Source organism: Pseudomonas sp. AC172 (assembly GCF_979258595.1).
In genome coordinates this window covers 4,102,095-4,122,758 of record NZ_OZ409868.1, presented here as the reverse complement: position 1 = coordinate 4,122,758, position 20,664 = coordinate 4,102,095, and the positions used below count along the sequence as shown (strand labels likewise).

Sequence of the window (20,664 nt, the reverse complement as noted above, 5' to 3'; positions counted from 1 at the left end):
GTTGCGTTGGCAGGCGAAGCCTGGTTGCGGCCGGAATCGGCTTGGCTGCACGGCGTGGCATTTGTCGTTGGCAGTGGTCTGTGCGCAGTGGCTGTGCGCTGGATTCTGCGACCGCTGGAGCAACTGAGCGAACGAGCGCGCACCGTGGCAGACAACCCCTTGAGCCAAGCCATCTACACCGGCCGGCGCGACGAGTTCGGGCAGATCGAGTTTGCCTTGCAGATGCTTGAGTCGCAGGTCGGCGCAGTCGTCGGACGCATCGGCGATGCCTCGCAACAATTGGCCGGGCATGCCGCGCAACTGGTCGATCATCTGCACAGCAGTCACACCAGTTCACTGGCGCAGCAGGCGGAAACCGATCAGGTCGCGGCGGCGATTCATCAGATGGCGGCCAGCGTTGCGCAGGTGGCCAGCCATGCCCAGCAGGCGTCGGTGGCAGCGGATATGGCCGGCACGGAAACCCGCGAAGGGCATTTGCTGGTGGGCAAAAGTCGCAGTGCGGTGTTGCGTCTGGCTGAGGAGTTGAGTCGGGCGACTGAGGTGATCCATCAGCTTGAGGGGCATAGCAGCGAAATTTCCGGGGTGCTGGAAGTGATTCGCAGCATCGCCGAGCAGACCAATCTGCTGGCGCTCAACGCGGCAATCGAGGCGGCCCGGGCCGGTGATGCCGGGCGCGGTTTTGCGGTGGTAGCGGATGAAGTGCGCGGACTGGCGCAACGCACGCAGCAATCGACCAACGAGATTCAGCGGATGATCAGCACCCTGCAAAACGGTGCACGGGATGCGGTGATGGTGATGCAGCAAAGCAGTGAGCATGTGGAAAACAGTGTCGAGCAGGCGCAACGCGCGGCGCGGGCGCTGAGCGGGATCAGTGAACGGGTCGAGCAGATCACCGAGATGAGCCTGCAGATTGCCGCAGCGGTGGAGCAGCAGAGCGCGGTGAGCGAGGACATCAATCGCAACATCGTCAGCATTCGCACGGCGTGCGAGGTGACGGTGGATGAAGGGCGGCAGAGTCAGCGCAACTCCGAGGATGTGGCGGGATTGGCGGGGGATTTGCGGTTGTTGGCGCGGGAGTTCTGGGGGCGGCGGCAGGTGCGGGATTGAGGCTGACCGGGCGGATGCCTTCGCGAGCAGGCTCGCTCCCACAGTTGAAATGCGATCCCCTGTGGGAGCGAGCCTGCTCGCGAAAGGGCCATCAGCCGCGATGTAGTATCTGGATCAAGCCGCCCCCAGCGAAATGAACGCATACGTCTGCGCCGGCTCAGTCACCACCTGCGCCCCGGCCGCCAGCACTTGCCCGGCAACATCATCCCCGGACAAATGAAACACCCACTCACTCGGTGCCGTCGTCAGCGGTTGCGCGGTCACCTGATCAATCACCGAAGCAAAAGCGCTCATATTCGGCAAGTACGCAGTAAACCCGTCACCCTTCAACGCCGTGGTGCGAATCCCGAGCATCGCGCAAATCGCATCCTTGATGCCGATGTCATCCCGATCGGCCTGGCGCGAGCGCTGAATCAACTCCACCAGTTCCCGATCTACCAACTCACCGCCGGCAATCAACACAGGACCCTGTTGCCAGGACTCCGGCGGACAATCCTTGGCGGCAGGGTTGAGCGGGATATGCGGGTTGATTTCCGCCGGATAAATGCGACACACCAACGGCCGCCGCTCGTAGATCCGGCACAGCTTGCCTTCGTCAAGATTCCGACAGGGGCCGACGTTGTACGCGGCGAAAGTGATCGCCACATGGGCGTCTGTCGCGCCGCTGCGAACGACGGCTGAACGCCGTTCGGCATGTTCACGCTGCTGCGCCGGCAAACCCAGGCCATTACCAAGAAAGGCCTCGATCAACACGATCACTTGACCGCCATCCGCCGCCCACATGCGGGCTTCGGCCAGGGTCAGCGGGACATGGTGATCGGTGCAGCATTTGCCGCAGCCTACGCAGGAAAACGTCGTGTTCATTGAGCGATCTGTCTTCAATCAGGGTTTAAAACGGTGGCGGAAAACCACCGCACAGACGCCGATCGAAGCAAATTATGCGCCACTCAGCGGGTTTTGCCGGTTGGGCGGATCGAGTCCCACTCGGTGACGAAGGCGGTTTTCGACTGTTTGTTGTACAGACACAGCTCGCTGCCTTGCTGGCCTTTCATGTGTTTTTGCGGATATTGGCCTTGCAGCAACACGGCGGTGTAGCCGACACGGTCATCGAATTGCGCAGGCGTGCCGACCGGTTTGACGTTTTTCAGGCCGCTGGCTTTGGTGCAACCGGCGAGTACGGTTTTGTCGTAGGCGGCCCAGGCGTCGGGGCTGGAGGCGTGGGCTTGAGAGGAGAGGGCGGTGAGGCAGAGCAGGCTTAAGGTGATGGCTTTCATGGTGGGCGTCCTTGGTCGTGGGTGGCCAAGGTTGGAGTGTGCCTGAGTGTTAGAAGTTGCCTGTGCCGGCCCTTTCGCGAGCAGGCTCGCTCCCACCCTGGAATGCATTTCAAACTGTGGGAGCGAGTCTGCTCGCGAAGACGGTCGATCAGTCCGGCACCCGCTCCCGGCGGACCACATACATCCCGGCACTTTCATACAAGCGCTGCGCCCGCCGGTTGTCTTCCAGCACCTTCAGATCAACAAAACCTTCGCGCCGTTGCTGAAACACCTTGAATGCATTGAGCAACAACGCCCGGCCCAATCCTCGGCCCTGCATGCGCGGATGCACCACCAGATTCTTGATATAGGCGCTGGTCCAGCATTGCGCCACACCGACCACGCCTTCGGCATCGTGGGCAATAAAGCACAGCGACGGATCGTATTCGGGATCGATCTCGAATTGCTGCTGCCAAGTGTCCAGCGCTGGCACCCGACCGCCGCCTTCGCGGTAGCCGAGTTGCATCAAATGATGCACGTCCGGCGCCAGTTCGGCGGAGTACGTGCACAGTTCAATACCTTGAGGCACAAGAGCATCCGGCGCGTCTTTGCCAAGATCGCGCCGCATCAAAAAACAGTACGTCTCAGCCAAGACTCAGTGACCGTGCGCCGCGACGTGTTTGGCCGCTTCGATCAGGCAGTGGGTCAGTTCCGGCGAGGAGAATTTGGTCAGCACGCCGTTCGCCCCAGCCAGCCGTGCTTTCTCGCTGTTCATCGCGCTGTCGAGCGAAGTGTGCAGCAATACGTAGAGGTGGGCGAAGTCCGGGGTCTCGCGCAGGGTGCGGGTGAAGGCGTAGCCGTCCATCTCGGACATCTCGATGTCGGAGACGATCAGGTTGATCTGCTGCGCGGTGCCTTGCAGGTCGAGCAGGCAGTCGATGGCTTCCTTGGCACTGCGTGCGGTGTGGCATTGCAGGCCGAGATTGCGCAGGGTATGCACCGATTGTTGCAGCGCCACCTGGCTGTCGTCGACCACCAGAATGCGTGCGTTGCCGAGCACATCAGCGTCTTCCATGCTCAGGTCGGTCGGGGCCATTTCGATCTGCGCCGGGGCGATGCTGTGGATAACCTTTTCGATATCCAGAACCTGTACCAGCGTGCCGTCCACCGAGGTCACGCCGGTGATGTAGGCGCGCGAACCGCCGGAGCCGAACGGCGGCGGTTTGATGTCGGTGGTCAGGCAATGGACGATTTTGCTGACTGCCTGCACGTGCAGGCCCTGCTTCGAGCGGCTGACGTCGGTGACAATCAGGCAGCCGCCGTTCGGGTCTTCCAGCGGACGTTCACCGATGGCGCGGCTGAGGTCGATGACCGACAACGAAGCACCGCGCAGGGTGGCGATGCCTTTCACGTGCGGGTGCGATTCCGGCAGTTTTGTCAGCGGCGGGCAGGGGATGATTTCACTGACTTTCAGCAGGTTGATCGCCATCAACTTGCCGCTGCGCAAGGTAAACAGCAGAAGCGAAAGTGAGTCTGCGCGGGCTTTGGTGGAGGACATATGAACCTTCTGTGGAAAGGTGGTGGGCGAGGGTGGAAATCGCCAGAAACTATTGATGCCGGGTTATCGGCGTTAAAGGGGTGGGCTTTAGGTTAGTTGTCGGGTGGCGTGCAGATCAAAAGCCAAAGCCCCTCACCCCAGCCCTCTCCGCGAGGGAGAGGGGGCCGACCGAGGTGTCTGGCGTTGTATATCGACCTGAACGACCGAGTCGATTACGGATTCGGTAAAGCAGATTCAGGTCTGCGTGTTTCTTAAGCATCCCCGGGTCGGTCCCCTCTCCCTCAGGGAGAGGGCTAGGGTGAGGGTGTGCTTTTAGCTCTTCATGCCCAGTCGTTTGGCCATCCGCCCAAGATTCGCCCGATCCAGCCCCAACTCCCGCGCCGCGCTCGCCCAGTTATCCTGATTACGCTCCAGCGCCGCACTGATCAAGCGCCGTTGGTATTGCTCGGTCGCACTGCGCAAATCTCCACTGATCAGCGGCATCTCGGTCTCCGCACCAACAACAGCCTCAACCGAGTTATCCACAACCTCGCGCGGCAAATCCAGATCCGCTGCGCTCAGGCTGAGTATCTTCGGCCGCACCTTGCAGTTGCCCAGCGCCTTCAGCGCACTGCGGCCGATCAAGTGTTCCAGCTCACGCACGTTGCCCGGCCAAGTGTAGGCGAGCAGCGCTTCCTGAGCGTCGCTGTTCAGGCGCAGGCTGTTGAGGCCCATGCGCGAACGGTTCTGTTCGAGGAAGAAGCCGCTGAGCAACAACACATCGCGGCCGCGATCACGCAGGGCGGGCACGCGCAGCGGATACACACTGAGGCGATGGTAGAAGTCGGCGCGATAGCGACCGCTGCGCACTTCTTCGGCCAGGTCGCGGTTGGTCGCGGCAATCAGGCGCACATCGACCTGATGCTCCTTGTCCGACCCCAAACGCTGCAATTGACCACTCTGCAACACGCGCAACAACTTGGCCTGCACGGTCAGCGACAACTCACCGACTTCATCGAGAAACAGCGTGCCGCCATTGGCCAGTTCGAACTTGCCGCGACGGTCACTGGTGGCGCCGGTGAAGGCGCCGCGCACGTGGCCGAACAGTTCGCTTTCTACCAGCGTATCCGGCAGGGCGGCGCAGTTGAGGCTGATGATCGGTTTGTCGGCGCGCGGTGAGGCGGCGTGGATCGCCTGAGCGACCAGTTCTTTGCCAACGCCGGTTTCGCCGGTGATCAACACGGTCAGATCGCTGCCGCCGACCAGATTGATTTCCTCAACCAGTTTTTTCAGCGCCTTGCTCTGGCCGATCATCTCGCGATTTTGCTGGCCGCTCGCCTGGCGATAAACCTCGGCGCGCTGGTGCTCGTCCTCAGCGCGATTGGCCAAGCGTTGAATGCGTTCGGCAGCGTTGACCGTGGCCGAGGCGAGGCTGGCAAAAGCTTGCAGAGCGTCGAGTTCGATCGGTTCGAAACGCTCGGGGTCGAGGGCATCGAGGGTGATCAGGCCCCAGAGTTTTTCATCGACGAATAAAGGGCAGCCGAGGCAATCGTGAACTTCCAGATGCTCGTCGAGGCCATCGACCAGACCGTCATAAGGATCGGGCAAGTCGCTGTCGGCGGCGAACCGCGTGGGTCCGGCACCGCTCAGCAGAATCTCGAAGCGCGGGTGTTCGCTGACCTTGAAGCGGCGGCCGAGGGTGTCGGTGCTCAAACCGTCCACCGCCAGCGGCACCAGTGCTTCGCCGTCGAGACGCAACAACGCCGCCGCATCGCAGGGCAGCAGGGCGCGCATGGCCTCAAGCAAGCGTCGATAACGCTCGCCCTCGGGCAATTCACGGGATAGATCGGAAACCAGAGGCAGAAGAGCAGTCAGCAGGGATTTGGCGGTCATGGTCTTGTAGTCAAAGAGACAAGATGTAGTCGTGATGACTATAAAGGTCTTTGGGTCTTTATGACTACTGTATTCTCAACTCATTGATTTATATCGATAAATAAGTTGGCACGGAACGTGATAACCCTAAGCTAACTTTTCAAGAAAGCTCAGGAGTCATTCTTATGCTTAGCGTCCAGGATCGTGCCATCGTCAAATCCACCGTGCCTCTGCTGGAAAGCGGCGGTGAAGCGCTGATCACTCACTTTTACCGCATGATGCTCTCTGAATACCCTGAGGTCCGCCCACTCTTCAACCAGGCGCACCAGGCAAGCGGTGACCAGCCTCGTGCCTTGGCCAACGGTGTATTGATGTACGCGCGGCACATCGATCAGCTCGACCAGTTGGGCGATCTGGTGGCGAAGATCATCAACAAGCACGTCGCCCTGCAGATCCTTCCGGAACACTACCCGATTGTCGGTGCCTGCCTGTTGCGGGCGATTTCCGAAGTGCTCGGCGAAGAGATCGCTACGCCCGAGGTAATGAGCGCCTGGGGTGCGGCGTACGGCCAATTGGCGGACATTCTGATCGGCGCCGAAACCGCGATCTACGACCAGAAAGAACAAGCCGTCGGCGGCTGGCGCGGGGCGCGTGAGTTCATCGTCGTGGCCAAGGTCGAGGAGAGCGCGGAAATCATTTCGTTCTACTTCGAACCGGCAGACAAAGGCCCGATCCTCGCGGCCGAACCGGGTCAGTACATCGGCATGAAGCTGATCCTCGATGGCGAAGAAATCCGCCGCAACTACTCGCTGTCGGCACTGGCGAACAACGGTCAGTACCGCATCAGCGTCAAACGCGAACCGGGTGGACGTGCGTCCAATCACTTGCACGATCAACTGCATGTCGGCGCTAGCATTCAACTGTTCCCGCCATCGGGTGAGTTCACCTTGGCTGCAAGTGACAAGCCGTTGGTGCTGATCAGCGGTGGGGTGGGTATCACGCCGACGCTGGCGATGCTTGAGGCGGCGCTGGAAACCGAGCGTCCAGTGCACTTTATCCACTGCGCACGCAATGGCAGCGTGCATGCGTTCCGTGACTGGATTGATGAGTTGGCTAAGCGTCACCCGCAACTGAAGCGATTTTACTGCTACGCCGAAGATGACGGCGTGAGCCCGGCGGCGGACAAGGTCGGGGTGTTGAGTCAGGAGTTGTTGGGCGAGTGGTTGCCGCAGCAGCGTGATGTCGACGCTTACTTCCTTGGGCCGAAGGGTTTCATGGGTGCGATCAAGCGGCATTTGAAAGCGCTGGGTGTACCGGAGAAGCAGAGCCGTTATGAGTTCTTCGGGCCGGCTTCTGCTTTGGAATAATCCAGAACCGAGTCACCTTCATTCGCGAGCAGGCTCGCTCCCACAGGATTTGTGTTCGACGCAGATCCAATGTGGGAGCGAGCCTGCTCGCGAAGGCCGTCACGCGGTATCTATTATTAAATTCTGTTTAAAGGTTAATCGTTTCTTAACCGGTTTATCGTTTATTCCCCGATGCTGATGATAGGCGCTCGTTCGTTGACCTGATCAGGATCGCCCCCATGTCGCACCTCACCTTCGCCCGTCGTTTCAGCTTCGCCGCCATCGGTCTTTCGGCCGTGTGGCTGGCCAGCCCGTTTGCTTCTGCAGAATCTGCCCTGATAAAACCGCAGAGCCTGATCATTGATCAGAGCCTGCCCAAGGCACAGGTCGAAGCCATGGAACTGGCAGCACGGCGTTATGGCAGTTTCTGGAATTCTGGAGAAGAGGCGTTGGCCACGGCGGCGTTGTCGCCGCAGTTTGTCGACCAGACGCCGCCTGAAGGTCGGGTGCAGGGGCCGACCGGGCCGTTGCTGGCGTCGAAGTTCTTTCGCACGGCCGTGCCGGACTTGAGTTGCGACATCGAGCAAATGATCATCGCCGGGGATCGCGTGGTGGTGCATCTGCACTTTCGCGGGCACTTCAGCGGTACGTTCAAGGCTCTCAAAGGGCAGGGCCAGCGTGTAGACTTCCGGGCAACCGATATCTATCAGATTGATAACGGTCGCATCGCGGCCAATTGGCATATCGAAGACAACATCAGCTTGATGGCGCAACTGCAAGCGCAGCCGCCGGCCAGCTGAACCATGGACATATAAAGGAAACGCGATGAGCGAGGAAACGATTCGACTGGGACGTGAGCGGCGCTTTCTGGTGCTGCTGGGCATCATCTGCCTGGCACTGATCGGCGGTGCGCTGTACATGCAGATCGTGCTCGGCGAAGCGCCGTGCCCACTGTGCATCTTGCAGCGCTATGCATTGCTGCTGATCGCGCTGTTCGCGTTTATCGGCGCGGCCATGCGCACGCGCCGTAGCATCACCGTATTCGAAGTGCTGGTGGTGATTTGCGCGATTGCTGGGGCCGCTGTGGCCGGGCATCACGTGTACACCCAGTTCTATCCGGCGGTGAGCTGCGGCATCGATGTGCTGCAGCCGATTGTCGATGATCTGCCGCTGGCGAAGATCTTCCCGCTGGGCTTCCAGGTCGACGGTTTCTGCTCGACGCCGTATCCGCCGATCCTCGGTCTGTCGCTGGCCCAGTGGGCGCTGGTGGCGTTCGTGCTGGTGGTGATCCTGGTGCCACTGCTGACCTCGCGTAACCGAAAAGCACTGCGCTGAATCAACTATTCGGCAGTCTGGCCGATACAGAAAACGCCTCGATTTGCGTATCAGCATATCGGGGCGTTTTGCATTTCAGAGTGTTTGTGAAAACACCGTGACGGACGGCAAGGCAGGGTGCGGCAGGTGTGCGACATGTTGTCACACACGCGGTGTCGCAGGCCGCTTCAGTGACATGGAATCGGCCGTTGTTACAAAAAAGGATTGGTCTGGTTCGGCGGTTTTCGGCTTTAGCACGCGAGTGCCAGAGCAGGCAGTTTTAACAAGCGCTCGCATATGGCCAAAAGCCTTGGGTTATCGGGGCTTGCGCTGTTCGAGCCTTCGGAAAAAGCCTTCAGAGCTGTCTGAACTGACGCGGGTACACCTACAATTTTTGGTGTTTTTGTTGAGAAATGTTTTCGATAACATGCGGAACTTTTGCAAAAATGGCGATGGATTGTTGCTCGAACGGATAAAAATTATTTCGGGATAAGACATGGTGTATAGGGCGCTACCTATCTACAATCGCCCGCACTGAATTCCCGGCACTGTTCAGCCTTTATTAAGGAACGCTTTTTATTAAGGCGCTGCGCAGAAAGTCGGGTGTCGAGTGAGTCGCAAGGCTTCCAAGACACCCAGGTGTCGGTGCCTTCCAACTTTCCGCACCAAATGGAATTGGTCTGTAACAAGGCCTTTGACCACGAATTCGAATAAGAACTGACCGCTGTCCCAGGTTTTGTCGAGCGTCTGACGCGCGACGGGCGGCCCTTATTCAATCCAAAGAAAATGCCAACCCTTGGCAGGGTGAAGTGTTGGCGATCAAAACCCAACTGCATTGCGCAAGCTGCTTTAGAGGTCGTGAGATGAGTAAAAACAGGTACCCCAGATTACTAGGCCTAGTGCCGCTGCTCGGCACGTTGTTGCTGGGAGGCTGCAACATGACCTTGCTCAATCCAACGGGCCAGGTTGGCCTGGAACAGCGAAACCTGATCATCACCGCGACCCTGCTGATGCTGTTGGTCGTCGTGCCGGTTATCGTCATGACCTTCCTGTTCGCCTGGAAGTACCGCGCGTCGAACAAGAACGCCGTCTATACCCCGAAATGGTCGCACTCGACCAAAATCGAAGTGGCAGTCTGGACCATCCCGGTCCTGATCATCATTGCCCTGGGTTACATCACCTACATTTCGACCCACGAACTGGACCCGTATCGTCCGATTCAGTCCGACGTCAAGCCTGTGACCATCGAAGTGGTCGCGCTGGACTGGAAGTGGCTGTTCATCTACCCGGAACAAGGCATTGCCACGGTCAACAAGATCGTGTTCCCGGCGCACACGCCAATCAACTTCAAGATCACCTCTGACGCTGTGATGAACTCGTTCTTCATCCCGGGTCTGGGCGGCCAGATCTACGCGATGGCGGGCATGCAGACCAAGCTGCACCTGATCGCTGACCGCAACGCTGAAATGGACGGTATCTCCGCCAACTACAGCGGCGCGGGTTTCACCGGTATGAAATTCAAGGCTATCTCCACCACTCAGGAAGATTTCGACGCCTGGGTAAGTGAAGTCAAGAAGTCACCTAAACAGCTTGATCAAGCTGAATACGCGGCCCTTGCCAAACCGAGCCAGAACAACCCAGTCGAGCTCTACTCCTCGGTCACGCCGAACCAGTTCCAGATCATCGTCGACAAGTACGAAGGTATGAAGCCGGGCAAGCCGCTGAAGCACGAGAAGAAAGAGAAAGAAGTGGCGGCCACGGAAATTGACTCGAGTTCGCATTCAGCTGCCGGGGCAGAGGAGTAAACGATGTTTGGTAAATTAAGTTGGGAAGCAGTCCCATTCCACGAACCGATCGTGATGATTACCATCGCCATGATCGCGCTCGGTGGTCTGGCGCTGTTCGCTGCAATCACCTACTTCAAGAAGTGGACGTACCTGTGGACCGAGTGGTTGACCTCGGTAGACCACAAGAAAATCGGCGTGATGTACATCATCGTCGCCATGGTCATGCTGCTGCGCGGTTTTGCCGACGCCATCATGATGCGTACCCAGTTGGCCATGGCCACCGAGGGTTCGCCTGGCTACCTGCCACCTGAACACTATGACCAGATCTTCACCGCTCACGGTGTGATCATGATCATCTTCATGGCGATGCCATTCTTCACCGGCCTGATGAACCTTGCAGTGCCGCTGCAGATCGGTGCGCGTGACGTTGCGTTCCCGTTCCTGAACTCCCTGAGCTTCTGGCTGCTGGTTTCGGGCGTAGTACTGATCAACCTGTCCCTGGGCGTCGGCGAATTCGCCAAGACCGGTTGGGTTGCCTATCCACCATTGTCGGGTCTGCAATACAGCCCTGGCGTGGGTATGGACTACTACATCTGGGCGCTACAGTTATCCGGGTTAGGTACGACGCTGACGGGGGTCAACTTCCTCGCGACCGTACTGAAAATGCGTACCCCTGGCATGAAACTGATGGACATGCCGATCTTCACCTGGACCTGCACCTGGGCAAACGTTCTGATCGTGGCTTCGTTCCCGATCCTGACCGCTACCCTGGCACTGCTGACCCTTGACCGTTACATGGATTTCCACATTTTCACCAATGAACTTGGTGGCAATCCAATGATGTACGTCAACCTGTTCTGGGCGTGGGGCCACCCTGAGGTTTACATCCTGATCCTGCCGGCATTCGGCATCTTCTCGGAAGTGATCTCGGCGTTCACCGGCAAGAAACTGTTCGGCCACCACTCGATGATCTACGCCTCGGGCGCGATCTCGGTACTGGGCTTCATGGTTTGGCTGCACCACTTCTTCACCATGGGTTCGGGTGCCAGCGTCAACGCCTTCTTCGGTCTGGCGACGATGCTGATTTCCATCCCGACGGGTGTGAAGCTATTCAACTGGCTGTTCACCATCTACCAGGGTCGTCTGCGCTTCACCAGCCAGGTACTGTGGACTCTGGGCTTCATGGTGACCTTCGCCATCGGCGGCATGACCGGCGTACTGCTGGCAATCCCGGGTGCTGACTTCGTTCTGCACAACAGCCTGTTCGTGATCGCGCACTTCCACAACGTGATCATCGGCGGTGCGGTATTCGGTTACATCGCAGGTTTCGCGTTCTACTTCCCGAAAGCGTTCGGCTTCAAGCTGCACGAGGGCTGGGGTAAAGCAGCGTTCTGGTTCTGGATCTCGGGCTTCTTCGTCGCGTTCATGCCGCTCTATGCACTGGGCTTCATGGGCATGACCCGTCGTCTGAACGCCACCACCAACCCTGAGTGGGTACCGTACCTGTACGTTGCCATGTTCGGTGCGGTGATGATCGCTGCCGGTATCGCCTGCCAACTGATTCAGCTGTACGTCAGTGTGCGTGACCGCAACAAGCCAGAGAACGTTTGCGATCACGGTGACCCGTGGAATGCACACACCCTGGAATGGTCGACCTCGTCGCCACCGCCGTTCTACAACTTTGCCGTGCTGCCTAAGGCTGACTGCATCGACCCGTTCACCGAAGCCAAGGAAAACGGTACTGCGTACCAGCGTCCGGCCAAGTACGAGCCGATCCACATGCCGAACAACACCGCCACTGGCGTAGTGATGGGTGCACTGTTGACCGTCTTCGGTTTCGCAATGATCTGGCACATCTGGTGGCTGGCGATCGCGAGCCTGGCCGGTACTGTCATCTACTTCGTGATCCACGCTGCACGTGACGACCAGGGCTATATGGTTCCGGTTGAAACGATCGAGCGTATCGAAGCCGAGCAGCACAAGCGTCTGGTTGCGGCAGGGAAAATCCCGGCCGGTGCCACCCGTGTTGAAACCTCGTTGGAACAGGCTTAAACCATGTCGAACTTAGTGACCAATGTTGGACACGCCCATGGTGACCATGGGCACGATGACCATCACCACGACTCGGGCGAGATGACCGTATACGGTTTCTGGCTCTACCTGATGACCGACTGCATTCTGTTTGCGTCGATCTTCGCGGTGTACGCAGTACTGGTAAACAACGTAGCCGGTGGCCCAGCGGGCCACGACATCTTCGAACTGCCATACGTGCTGGGCGAAACCGCTCTGCTGTTGTTCAGTTCGATCACCTACGGCTTCGCCATGCTGGCGTTGTTCAAAGGCAAGAAGCAGCAGGTTCTGGGCTGGTTGTTCATGACCTTCCTGCTGGGCGCAGGCTTTATCGCCATGGAGATCAACGAGTTCCACCTGCTGATCTCCGAGGGCTTCGGTCCTAGCCGTTCGGGCTTCCTGTCGGCGTTCTTCACCCTGGTCGGTACCCACGGTCTGCACGTTTCGGCGGGTCTGATCTGGATGGGCATCATGATGTACCAGGTCAACAAGCACGGCCTGACGGCGACCAACAAGACCCGTCTGAGCTGCCTGAGCCTGTTCTGGCACTTCCTGGACGTGGTGTGGATCTGCGTATTCACCGTTGTTTACCTGATGGGGACTCTGTAATGGCTAATGCACACTCCCATGACAGCCATGATGCTGGCCACGGCAGCGTAAAGTCGTACGCCATTGGCTTCATCCTTTCGGTGATCCTGACCGTGATTCCTTTCGGTCTGGTGATGTACCCGAGCCTGCCGAAAGCCACCACGCTGGCAATCGTTCTGCTGTTCGCAGTGATCCAGGTGATCGTTCACCTGTATTACTTCCTGCACCTGGACCGTTCCATTGCTCAGCGTAACAACGTGATTGCATTCGTCTTCACGGCGATCGTGATCGTGCTGCTGGTTGGCCTGTCGTTGTGGATCATGTTCAGCATCCACACCTACATGATGGCGAAGTGAGGTAAGACCCGATGTCGCTCAAGCACTTTATCCAAATCACCAAACCGGGGATCATTTTCGGTAACGTGCTTTCTGTGGCAGGCGGGTTTTTCCTGGCCTCGAAAGGGCATGTGGATCTGGCGGTGTTTCTGGCTGCCATGATCGGTACATCCCTGGTTGTTGCCTCCGGTTGCGTGTTCAACAACTGCATCGACCGCGACATCGACCTTAAGATGGAACGCACCAAGAACCGGGTGCTGGTGCAGGGCTTGATCTCCCTGAAACTGGCCCTGGTCTACGCGACCATCCTTGGTGTTCTCGGCGTTGCGTTGTTGTACAAGGTGGCCAATCCGTTGGCCGCTTTGTTCGCGATCATCGGCTTCATCATCTACGTCGGCTTCTACAGCCTGTACCTCAAGCGCAAGTCGGTTCACGGCACGCTGGTAGGCAGTCTGTCGGGCGCCATGCCGCCAGTGATCGGTTACGTTGCCGTAACCAACAGCTTCGACATGGCCGCGCTGACGTTGCTGGTGATGTTCAGCCTGTGGCAGATGCCGCATTCCTACGCCATCGCGATCTTCCGCTTCAACGATTACCTGGCCGCATCGATTCCGGTGCTGCCAGTGAAGCGCGGGATTCAAGTGGCCAAGAAGCACATCCTGCTCTACATCCTGGCGTTCCTCGTGGCGACCTTGATGCTGACCTTCAGCGGTTACGCCGGCATGAGCTACCTCGCCGTCGCCGCGGCCATGGGCATGTACTGGTTGTACATGGCCTGGACCGGCTACAAAGCGGTGGATGACACGGTCTGGGCACGCAAGCTGTTCGTGTTCTCGATCTTCACCATCACTGCGTTGAGCGTCATGATGTCCCTGGACTTCAAGGTGCCCGCAGAGCTGCTGCTGACGTACGCGCCGTAAGGCTCAAAGGCTTGAAGAAAAACCCCGCACATTGAGAGATGTGCGGGGTTTTTTGTTGGGTGCTATTTAAAGTCGATTGGGAAACGACTGTCTGCTTATAGAGAGATCTCCTACCTTCAGAAAACTTTTCATCAGATAGGATCCCAGAGGCTATTTTCTAATGGGGCAGGTTTGGATGAAAAAGCGTGATCTGTTTGCTGAGTTAATGCAGGGCGTCGCAGAGATGGCGGTTTATCGAGAAAATGTGGCGAAGGATGCCTTGGCGGCAGGTTGCTATCACTTCGTAAAACACCTAGATTTGGATCCAGCCATGTCGATGACCTGCCACAAATCGAATCTCCGGCAATCATCGGTCTTAACCTGCGGTTCTGCATGTACTGATCAAAAGGCTGGGCGAAATGACTGAGAGGATGACCTGCGACGAGCGTTTTATTGCCCTGGCCCAAGAGCTGAACTACGACATTTATGGTGAGAACACCGCTGGCGGCAATTACGCGCCGCTGATACGTCATCATGACGAGCTGTACATCAGCGGTATGGTGCCGCGCACTAACGGCAAGATTCAGTACCCCGGTCGGGTCGGGCTGGAGTTGACCCTCAAGGATGCGCAAGCCGCTGCGAGTATCAGTGCGATGCGTTGTCTGGCGTTGATCGTCGATGCGGTGGGTTCGCTGGACAAGATCAAGGCGTTGTTGCGGGTCACTGTTTATGTGAAGTCGACGCCGGACTTCGTTGACCTGAGCGAAGTGGCCAACGGTGCGTCGGACGTGTTCAGTCATGTGCTCGGCGATGCCGGCCGGCACACGCGCACCACGGTCGGTGTGTATCAGTTGCCGAAGAACGCGGCGATTGAAGTAGACATGATCGTAGCACTGCATTCGGGCGCATAACCCTCGAAAGCCGAGCAACAAAAAGCCCCGCCTGAATCTCAGTGCGGGGCTTTTTCATACAGCGGCTGCGCTATTACTGCGCGGCGATGCTGTAGCCATCAAATGCGGTCTGCTGTTGCAGCGCGGTGATGATGTTCTTGCGGTTCACTGCCTGTTCGGTACCCGCGTTGTCGACGAAGACTTCGCTTTCCAGCTCCGCTTCTTCGCCTTCACCAACGAAGGTGAAACCGAGGAACTCCAGCGCTGCACGGTCAACGTTCAAGCGCGAGCGTGGCGTGCGCAGTGGCAAGGTCACGCTGATGCCATCCTTGCTGATGGTGAAGATTTCGACTTCTTTCTTCTTTGCAGCCTTGCTCTTGCCGCCGCTCGGGTTGCTGATCGCCTGATGGGTCTGGTTCAGCACTTTGAGGGCCAGGCCGTAAACGATTTCCTGGAACGCCGGATCGTCCTTGAAGCTGGACAGGATGCGGCCGATCGAGAACTTGCTGCTGAGGTCTTCAAGGGCGGCGAGATCGGCGGCTTCGGCGTCTTTCAACGCCTTGAGTTCGCCCATCAGCTCGTAAGCCTTGTCGTCATCGAAGCTGTCGTGAGCCTGACGGATCGCCGCTCGCAGCTCGCGGATCTGGTCGCTTTCGCGGGTCGACTGGAACGCGTCCAGGACCATTTCGCTGATGATTTTGGCTTGTGGCAGGTGTTGTGAAAGATTGATGGAGTTTTCGTATTCCGCTTTGGACGATTCGGTGACTACGGATTCAGCGGTGTTGAAATCGGACATTGAAATTTCACTACTTTTTAACTTGAGTGGAGATGAGAAAACCCAAGGGCTTTTTCAGGCCGACTAATTTAGGGGAGCGCGGCGGCGTTGTCACGGATCAACGGGCCGGCGGTCTCAACTATTTGCCGGGGCTGTTCAAATTCATTGAACGCATCATCCATTGTTCGGCTGTTTGCTGATCCGTTGGCAGCGAAAAACGGAATGTCGCACCGCGCCCGCTGACGTCGAGCAACTCAATCTCACGGCCATGTAATTGCAGGATGCGGTGCACGATGCGCAGGCCCAGCCCTCCGTCACGCCGCGCGCCACCGATATTGAACGGGCGCAGGAACAAACCTTCGCGCAACTCCGGAGCGATGCCGGGACCGGTGTCACTGATCGTGACATCAACCAAGGCACCGTGAGGTGTCAGATCGAACTCGATCTCGCCGCCCAGAGGTGTATGCCGTAAAGCATTGTCCACAAGGTTGGTCAGCACCCGTTCGATCAACCCGAGGTCGGCGCAGACCGTTGGCAGGTTCGGCACGAAATGGGCCTTGAGTTCGACTTGCCGCGCTTCGGCCGTCAGTTCGAATTTCTGGAAGATATCCTGCACCAGATCGATCAGCGAAAAACGCTCCAGCACCGGTTGCACGAATCCGTGTTCCAGTCGCACCAGTTCCAGCAGTGACTGCGCCAGACCGCCGACCTTTCTGCTCTGGTCCAGGGCGATGCCGAGGTAGCGGCGCCGCTCCTCCGGGGATAGCGTGGCGTCTTTGAGCGACAAGGTTTCCAGATAACCGTGCAGCGAAGCCATCGGCGTGCGCAGGTCATGAGAAATGTTCGCCACCAGCTCGCGACGCTCCTGATCCTGACGGGTCAGGGAGCGCCACTGTTCGCCGAGACGATTCTGCATTTGCCGGAAGGCGGCATCGAGAACGGCGATTTCATCCGGGTCAGCGGTTTTATCCACAGGTGCCGTGACGGGTCGAGGTGGCGCCGCCCCGTCGATGTCGAAGCGGCTGACGGTTTCGGTGAGTCGCCGCAATGGCCGGGTAATTAGATTGAACGCAGTGAGGCCGGCAACCAGGCACAGCAACGCGACCAGTCCGATCGACAACAGCGCGGTGTTGAGTGCCGCACTGGTCGCGCCGCGTTCGGCGAAGCGGTCGTGCGCTTCGCTGAGCAGCACCACATATAGATAACCGACAGCTTTACCGTTGACCTGCAGTGGTGCGGCGCTGAATACCTTGCGCCCATCGACGCTGCGCGGGTCATCGCCGAGGATCGGCAGCGGCTGATCGTCGAGGAGTTGACGAATCGGCGCCAGATCAACCTGCTGGCGGCGTATCCGCCCTTCGGGCGCAGCACTTCCGGCAATCCGTCCCTCGGTGTCTAGCAGGTACACCTCGACGCTCGGGTTGACCAGCATCAGTTGGCTGAACAGTTCACGCACAGCGCCGGGCATCAAACCGTTGCTGTCCATCAGCACCGTGTCGTGGGCGATGTGCTGCGCCAGATCTCGCGACAGGCCTTGCACCACTTCCAGCTCATGCATGTGACTGGAGCGCACCTGCAGCCATGCCGATGTGCCGCAGCACACCAACAGCAGCACGGCAAATACCACGGACAGGCGCTGCGTCAGGGTCAGTTTCATGGCTGCTCGGTACCAAATTTATAACCACGGCCCCACACGGTGAGGATTCGCGCTGGCTGTGCCGGATCCTTTTCGATCTTCGCCCGCAGGCGATTGATGTGGGTGTTGACCGTGTGTTCGTAACCTTCGTGGCTGTAACCCCAGACGGCGTTCAGCAGATCCATGCGCGAGAACACTTTGCCCGGTTGGCGGGCGAAGAAGTACAGCAGATCGAACTCGCGAGGCGTGAGGTCCAGCCTTTGGGCGTCGAGGCTGACTTCGCGGGTGATCGGATCGATAGTCAGGCCATCGAGACTCAAGCTGCCGGCATCCATTTTCAGATTGCGCGCCATCGCGTCGACTCGGCGTAGCAAGGCTTTGACCCGAGCCACCAGCTCCAGCATCGAAAACGGTTTGGCGAGGTAATCGTCGGCACCCAGTTCCAGACCAAGGATGCGGTGCAATTCACTGGAGCGGGCGCTGGTGATGATGATCGGCGTGTAACGGGCCATCGCGCGGGCGCGGCGGCAGATTTCCAGACCGTCGACGCCCGGCAGCATCAGGTCGAGGATCAGTGCATCCCAGTGACCTTGTTGCAGCAGGCGCATGCCTTCGTCGCCGTCGGCGCTGTGTGTGACCTCGAATTGTTCATCCCGCAGATGCAGGCAAATCAGGTCGGCGATGTGTTGGTCATCCTCGACCACAAGGATGCGTTTGGTCTGTTCCATGGAGCTCTGTCCTTCGGCGCGATAAGCGCATTGTGCGGGTTTTCCTCCGGGCGAGTTATCACGAATTCGTTAACTCCCCGTGAGGATTTGGCGATCAATCCAAGCCTAGGCTGTGTTCCATGAAGGGCATCTGGAATTTTTGGAGACGGCCATGTTTTCACGGCGACAGATTCTGTTAGCGGGCGGCGGGCTGGGGGTTGCAGCCCTGGTGGCGGGTGTATTGCCAAAATTGTCGACTGCCACGGCAGTGATCGGCGAGGCACACGCGGACGAGGCGTTCGAAGTCATTCACAGCGACACTGAATGGCACTCGATTCTAAGCGACGAGCAGTATCAGATCCTGCGTGAGGAAGGCACCGAACGGGCCTATACCAGCGCACTCAACGATGAACATCGCACTGGCACGTTTGCCTGTGCCGGCTGTGATCTGGCGTTGTTTTCATCCGCGACCAAGTTCGACAGCCGTACCGGTTGGCCGAGTTTCTGGGCGCCGCTGGAACACGCGGTGGCGACGCGTCAGGAACGTTCGTTCGGCATGTCCCGCGACGAAGTTCACTGTCGCCGCTGCGGCGGTCATCTGGGCCATGTCTTCGATGACGGTCCCAGGCCCACCGGCCTGCGCTACTGCATGAACGGCCTGGCGATGACCTTCAAAGCCGAGGCGGCTTGAGTCATGACCCGCTCGCGATCTTCACTTCAGACAGGACGAATTTATGTGGCTCTTGGTTCTCGCTTATCTCGGTGGTGTGCTGACGATCGTCAGTCCGTGCATCCTGCCGGTGCTGCCTTTTGTCTTCGCTCGCACCGGGCAGCCGTTTATCAAAAGTGGCTTGCCGCTGCTGGCGGGGATGGCGGTGACCTTTGCGCTCGTCGCCTCGTTGGCGGCGGTGGGCGGCGGTTGGGTGGTGCAAGTCAATCAGTACGGGCGCTGGCTCGCGTTGCTGTTCGTTGCCCTGTTCGGGCTGACCTTGCTGCTGCCGCGTGTGGCCGAGCGTCTGACCCGGCCGCTGGTGTCGGCCGGCAGTCGTCTGTCGGAGGCCGCCGGGCAGGACAATCGTCCGCGTCCCGGCGCTTCGTTTCTGATCGGGGTCGCCACGGGGCTGCTCTGGGCGCCGTGCGCCGGGCCGATCCTGGGGCTGATTCTGACCGGTGCCGCGCTGCAAGGGGCAAGCATCGCCACCACGCTGTTGTTGCTCGCCTACGCGGCGGGTGCCGCCACCTCGCTGGCTGCGGCGCTGCTGTTGGGCGGTAAGGTTTTTGCGCTGATGAAGCGCTCGATCGGCACCGGTGAGTGGATTCGTCGTGGCCTCGGCGCGTTGATGTTGGCCGGTGTCGCGGCCATTGCACTGGGGCTCGATACCGGGGTTCTCGCACGGTTATCAACGGCGTCCACCGGTGGGCTGGAGCAGGCACTGGTCGGCAAGCTGTCGGGCAAATCTGCCAACGCCAACGCCACGATGATGGCGCAGATTCCTGCTGAGGAAGGCGCTGCGAACGGCAGCATGATGGCTGCTGGCGGTGCGATGAAAATGGCCGCCAAAACGTCAGGCACTTTACCGGTCGAAGGCCAGTTGCCGCCGCTTGATGGCGCGGTGCAATGGCTCAACTCAGCGCCGCTGGATGCCCAGGCTTTGAAAGGCAAAGTAGTGCTGGTGGATTTCTGGACTTACTCCTGCATCAACTGCCTGCGCACCCTGCCTTACATCAAAGCGTGGGCCGAGAAGTATCGCGATCAGGGCCTGGTGGTGATAGGTGTACACGCGCCGGAATTCGCCTTCGAACGTGATGAGGGCAATGTCACCAAAGCCATGAAGGAATTGGGCATCAATTATCCGGTGGCCATCGATAACGACTACAAGATCTGGCGCGCCTTCAACAACGAATACTGGCCAGCGCATTATTTTGCTGACGCCCAGGGACGCATTCGTTACCACCATTTCGGTGAAGGGGACTACGCCGAGTCGGAACGCGTCATACAACAACTGTTGCGTGAAGCCGGCGCAAAAACCGTGGCGGACGGCTTGATCAATGCCGACGCCAAGGGTGTGCAGCAGGCGCCCGACATGAATCAGGTGCTGTCGCCGGAAACCTATGTCGGCTACCAGCGTGCGGAACATTTCGTACCCGACACCAGCCTGGTGCCTGACAAGGTCGCGGCTTATACCCCACCGCCCCGTCTCGCTTTGAATGACTGGAGCCTCGGCGGCCAATGGAACGTCGGGGCGGAGCGCGCGACCGCCGGCGCCTCTGCCAGCCGTATCGTTTATCGCTTTCATGCCCGCGATCTGCATTTGGTACTGGGACCGGGCGCGGACGGCAAACCCGTTCGCTTCAAGGTGTTGATCGACGGTCAGGCGCCGGCAGATGCCCACGGTGTCGACGTCGCCCCCGACGGTTCGGGCCGCGTCACCGAGCAGCGCCTGTACCAGTTGGTGCGCCAGACCGATGTCGTGAAGGATCGAACCTTCAGCATCGAATTTCTTGACCCGGGCGTATCGGCCTACGCCTTTACCTTCGGCTGATCAGG

General features: G+C 58.9%; 21 protein-coding genes. 13 read left to right on the top strand and 8 right to left on the bottom strand.

Features of this window, described 5'->3' with window-relative positions; all coding sequences use genetic code 11:
* The first annotated feature begins 24 nt into the window (after positions 1-24).
* Positions 25-1,107, top strand: a complete 1,083-nt coding sequence (locus ACZ0A4_RS18515) for a methyl-accepting chemotaxis protein (protein ID WP_463577593.1) — start codon at positions 25-27, stop codon at positions 1,105-1,107.
* A gap of 114 nt (positions 1,108-1,221) precedes the next feature.
* Here the strand turns inward: ACZ0A4_RS18515 and ACZ0A4_RS18510 are convergent, their stop codons facing one another.
* The 5 genes from ACZ0A4_RS18510 to norR all read right to left on the bottom strand — a co-directional run bounded on the left by ACZ0A4_RS18510 (position 1,222) and on the right by norR (position 5,790).
* Complete coding sequence (locus ACZ0A4_RS18510; protein WP_463575905.1) at positions 1,222-1,971, bottom strand: YkgJ family cysteine cluster protein; 750 nt, start codon at positions 1,969-1,971, stop codon at positions 1,222-1,224.
* An 83-nt stretch (positions 1,972-2,054) separates the two neighbouring features.
* Positions 2,055-2,381: a hypothetical protein gene (locus ACZ0A4_RS18505; protein WP_463575904.1), complete on the bottom strand. Its 327-nt coding sequence runs from the start codon at positions 2,379-2,381 to the stop codon at positions 2,055-2,057.
* Positions 2,382-2,529: 148 nt separating this feature from the next.
* Positions 2,530-2,988 carry a GNAT family N-acetyltransferase gene (locus tag ACZ0A4_RS18500; protein WP_463575903.1) on the bottom strand — a complete coding sequence of 153 codons (459 nt, stop codon included), beginning with the start codon at positions 2,986-2,988 and terminating at the stop codon, positions 2,530-2,532.
* A 27-nt stretch (positions 2,989-3,015) separates the two neighbouring features.
* Positions 3,016-3,918, bottom strand: a complete 903-nt coding sequence (locus ACZ0A4_RS18495; protein ID WP_007916955.1) for a chemotaxis protein CheV — start codon at positions 3,916-3,918, stop codon at positions 3,016-3,018.
* Positions 3,919-4,230: 312 nt separating this feature from the next.
* Positions 4,231-5,790: a nitric oxide reductase transcriptional regulator NorR gene (gene norR / locus ACZ0A4_RS18490; RefSeq protein WP_463575901.1), complete on the bottom strand. Its 1,560-nt coding sequence runs from the start codon at positions 5,788-5,790 to the stop codon at positions 4,231-4,233.
* A 164-nt stretch (positions 5,791-5,954) separates the two neighbouring features.
* Between norR and hmpA the strand changes: the two genes are divergently transcribed.
* The 10 genes from hmpA (at position 5,955) to ACZ0A4_RS18440 (ending at position 15,019) form a co-directional block, all read left to right on the top strand.
* The gene (gene hmpA / locus ACZ0A4_RS18485; protein ID WP_463575900.1) at positions 5,955-7,136 is read left to right on the top strand and encodes an NO-inducible flavohemoprotein; all 1,182 of its coding nucleotides are present in this window, start codon (positions 5,955-5,957) and stop codon (positions 7,134-7,136) included.
* A gap of 218 nt (positions 7,137-7,354) precedes the next feature.
* Positions 7,355-7,915 carry an ester cyclase gene (locus ACZ0A4_RS18480; protein ID WP_463575899.1) on the top strand — a complete coding sequence of 187 codons (561 nt, stop codon included), beginning with the start codon at positions 7,355-7,357 and terminating at the stop codon, positions 7,913-7,915.
* Between the two features lie 25 nt (positions 7,916-7,940).
* Entirely contained in the window at positions 7,941-8,450 is a 510-nt protein-coding gene (locus ACZ0A4_RS18475; protein ID WP_064120528.1) for a disulfide bond formation protein B, read from the top strand.
* An 842-nt stretch (positions 8,451-9,292) separates the two neighbouring features.
* Positions 9,293-10,234 carry a ubiquinol oxidase subunit II gene (gene cyoA, locus ACZ0A4_RS18470; protein WP_007916947.1) on the top strand — a complete coding sequence of 314 codons (942 nt, stop codon included), beginning with the start codon at positions 9,293-9,295 and terminating at the stop codon, positions 10,232-10,234.
* 3 nt (positions 10,235-10,237) lie between these two features.
* Entirely contained in the window at positions 10,238-12,268 is a 2,031-nt protein-coding gene (cyoB, locus tag ACZ0A4_RS18465; RefSeq protein ID WP_463575897.1) for a cytochrome o ubiquinol oxidase subunit I, read from the top strand.
* Positions 12,269-12,271: 3 nt separating this feature from the next.
* Positions 12,272-12,895, top strand: a complete 624-nt coding sequence (gene cyoC / locus ACZ0A4_RS18460) for a cytochrome o ubiquinol oxidase subunit III (RefSeq protein ID WP_016985612.1) — start codon at positions 12,272-12,274, stop codon at positions 12,893-12,895.
* The gene (cyoD, locus tag ACZ0A4_RS18455; RefSeq protein WP_007916940.1) at positions 12,895-13,230 is read left to right on the top strand and encodes a cytochrome o ubiquinol oxidase subunit IV; all 336 of its coding nucleotides are present in this window, start codon (positions 12,895-12,897) and stop codon (positions 13,228-13,230) included. Before cyoC ends, cyoD begins: the two co-directional genes overlap by 1 nt.
* 11 nt (positions 13,231-13,241) lie before the next feature.
* The gene (gene cyoE / locus ACZ0A4_RS18450; protein ID WP_339449005.1) at positions 13,242-14,129 is read left to right on the top strand and encodes a heme o synthase; all 888 of its coding nucleotides are present in this window, start codon (positions 13,242-13,244) and stop codon (positions 14,127-14,129) included.
* A 175-nt stretch (positions 14,130-14,304) separates the two neighbouring features.
* Complete coding sequence (locus tag ACZ0A4_RS18445) at positions 14,305-14,535, top strand: hypothetical protein (RefSeq protein ID WP_463575896.1); 231 nt, start codon at positions 14,305-14,307, stop codon at positions 14,533-14,535.
* Entirely contained in the window at positions 14,528-15,019 is a 492-nt protein-coding gene (locus ACZ0A4_RS18440) for a RidA family protein (RefSeq protein WP_064120524.1), read from the top strand. Before ACZ0A4_RS18445 ends, ACZ0A4_RS18440 begins: the two co-directional genes overlap by 8 nt.
* Before the next feature lie 73 nt (positions 15,020-15,092).
* Here the strand turns inward: ACZ0A4_RS18440 and ACZ0A4_RS18435 are convergent, their stop codons facing one another.
* The 3 genes from ACZ0A4_RS18435 to ACZ0A4_RS18425 form a co-directional block, all read right to left on the bottom strand.
* The gene (locus ACZ0A4_RS18435; RefSeq protein ID WP_007949995.1) at positions 15,093-15,794 is read right to left on the bottom strand and encodes a hypothetical protein; all 702 of its coding nucleotides are present in this window, start codon (positions 15,792-15,794) and stop codon (positions 15,093-15,095) included.
* A gap of 118 nt (positions 15,795-15,912) precedes the next feature.
* A complete protein-coding gene (locus tag ACZ0A4_RS18430; RefSeq protein ID WP_463575895.1) occupies positions 15,913-17,430 on the bottom strand; it encodes a sensor histidine kinase in 1,518 nt (505 codons plus the stop codon).
* Positions 17,427-18,137 (bottom strand): response regulator transcription factor, encoded by a 711-nt coding sequence (locus ACZ0A4_RS18425; protein ID WP_141130057.1) that lies wholly within the window; start codon positions 18,135-18,137, stop codon positions 17,427-17,429. The genes ACZ0A4_RS18430 and ACZ0A4_RS18425 overlap by 4 nt, the downstream gene beginning before the upstream one ends.
* Positions 18,138-18,288: 151 nt before the next feature.
* On the opposite strand from ACZ0A4_RS18425, the gene msrB reads away from it, so the two are divergent.
* Both msrB and ACZ0A4_RS18415 read left to right on the top strand, forming a co-directional pair.
* Complete coding sequence (gene msrB, locus ACZ0A4_RS18420; protein ID WP_463575894.1) at positions 18,289-18,807, top strand: peptide-methionine (R)-S-oxide reductase MsrB; 519 nt, start codon at positions 18,289-18,291, stop codon at positions 18,805-18,807.
* A gap of 43 nt (positions 18,808-18,850) precedes the next feature.
* A complete protein-coding gene (locus ACZ0A4_RS18415) occupies positions 18,851-20,659 on the top strand; it encodes a cytochrome c biogenesis protein DipZ (RefSeq protein ID WP_463575893.1) in 1,809 nt (602 codons plus the stop codon).
* Positions 20,660-20,664 lie beyond the last annotated feature (5 nt).

What these genes read in the sequence shown, in the direction of transcription:
- ACZ0A4_RS18445 (WP_463575896.1), top strand. Translation starts at nt 14,305, where the DNA reads ATGAAAAAGCGTGATCTGTTTGCTGAGTTAATGCAGGGCGTCGCAGAG.
- cyoD (WP_007916940.1), top strand. Translation starts at nt 12,895, where the DNA reads ATGGCTAATGCACACTCCCATGACAGCCATGATGCTGGCCACGGCAGC.
- msrB (WP_463575894.1), top strand. Translation starts at nt 18,289, where the DNA reads ATGTTTTCACGGCGACAGATTCTGTTAGCGGGCGGCGGGCTGGGGGTT.
- ACZ0A4_RS18425 (WP_141130057.1), bottom strand. Translation starts at nt 18,137, where the DNA reads ATGGAACAGACCAAACGCATCCTTGTGGTCGAGGATGACCAACACATC.
- ACZ0A4_RS18505 (WP_463575904.1), bottom strand. Translation starts at nt 2,381, where the DNA reads ATGAAAGCCATCACCTTAAGCCTGCTCTGCCTCACCGCCCTCTCCTCT.
- ACZ0A4_RS18480 (WP_463575899.1), top strand. Translation starts at nt 7,355, where the DNA reads ATGTCGCACCTCACCTTCGCCCGTCGTTTCAGCTTCGCCGCCATCGGT.
- cyoB (WP_463575897.1), top strand. Translation starts at nt 10,238, where the DNA reads ATGTTTGGTAAATTAAGTTGGGAAGCAGTCCCATTCCACGAACCGATC.
- hmpA (WP_463575900.1), top strand. Translation starts at nt 5,955, where the DNA reads ATGCTTAGCGTCCAGGATCGTGCCATCGTCAAATCCACCGTGCCTCTG.
- ACZ0A4_RS18415 (WP_463575893.1), top strand. Translation starts at nt 18,851, where the DNA reads ATGTGGCTCTTGGTTCTCGCTTATCTCGGTGGTGTGCTGACGATCGTC.
- ACZ0A4_RS18430 (WP_463575895.1), bottom strand. Translation starts at nt 17,430, where the DNA reads ATGAAACTGACCCTGACGCAGCGCCTGTCCGTGGTATTTGCCGTGCTG.
- norR (WP_463575901.1), bottom strand. Translation starts at nt 5,790, where the DNA reads ATGACCGCCAAATCCCTGCTGACTGCTCTTCTGCCTCTGGTTTCCGAT.
- ACZ0A4_RS18495 (WP_007916955.1), bottom strand. Translation starts at nt 3,918, where the DNA reads ATGTCCTCCACCAAAGCCCGCGCAGACTCACTTTCGCTTCTGCTGTTT.
- cyoC (WP_016985612.1), top strand. Translation starts at nt 12,272, where the DNA reads ATGTCGAACTTAGTGACCAATGTTGGACACGCCCATGGTGACCATGGG.
- ACZ0A4_RS18440 (WP_064120524.1), top strand. Translation starts at nt 14,528, where the DNA reads ATGACTGAGAGGATGACCTGCGACGAGCGTTTTATTGCCCTGGCCCAA.
- ACZ0A4_RS18510 (WP_463575905.1), bottom strand. Translation starts at nt 1,971, where the DNA reads ATGAACACGACGTTTTCCTGCGTAGGCTGCGGCAAATGCTGCACCGAT.
- cyoE (WP_339449005.1), top strand. Translation starts at nt 13,242, where the DNA reads ATGTCGCTCAAGCACTTTATCCAAATCACCAAACCGGGGATCATTTTC.
- ACZ0A4_RS18475 (WP_064120528.1), top strand. Translation starts at nt 7,941, where the DNA reads ATGAGCGAGGAAACGATTCGACTGGGACGTGAGCGGCGCTTTCTGGTG.
- cyoA (WP_007916947.1), top strand. Translation starts at nt 9,293, where the DNA reads ATGAGTAAAAACAGGTACCCCAGATTACTAGGCCTAGTGCCGCTGCTC.
- ACZ0A4_RS18500 (WP_463575903.1), bottom strand. Translation starts at nt 2,988, where the DNA reads ATGCGGCGCGATCTTGGCAAAGACGCGCCGGATGCTCTTGTGCCTCAA.
- ACZ0A4_RS18435 (WP_007949995.1), bottom strand. Translation starts at nt 15,794, where the DNA reads ATGTCCGATTTCAACACCGCTGAATCCGTAGTCACCGAATCGTCCAAA.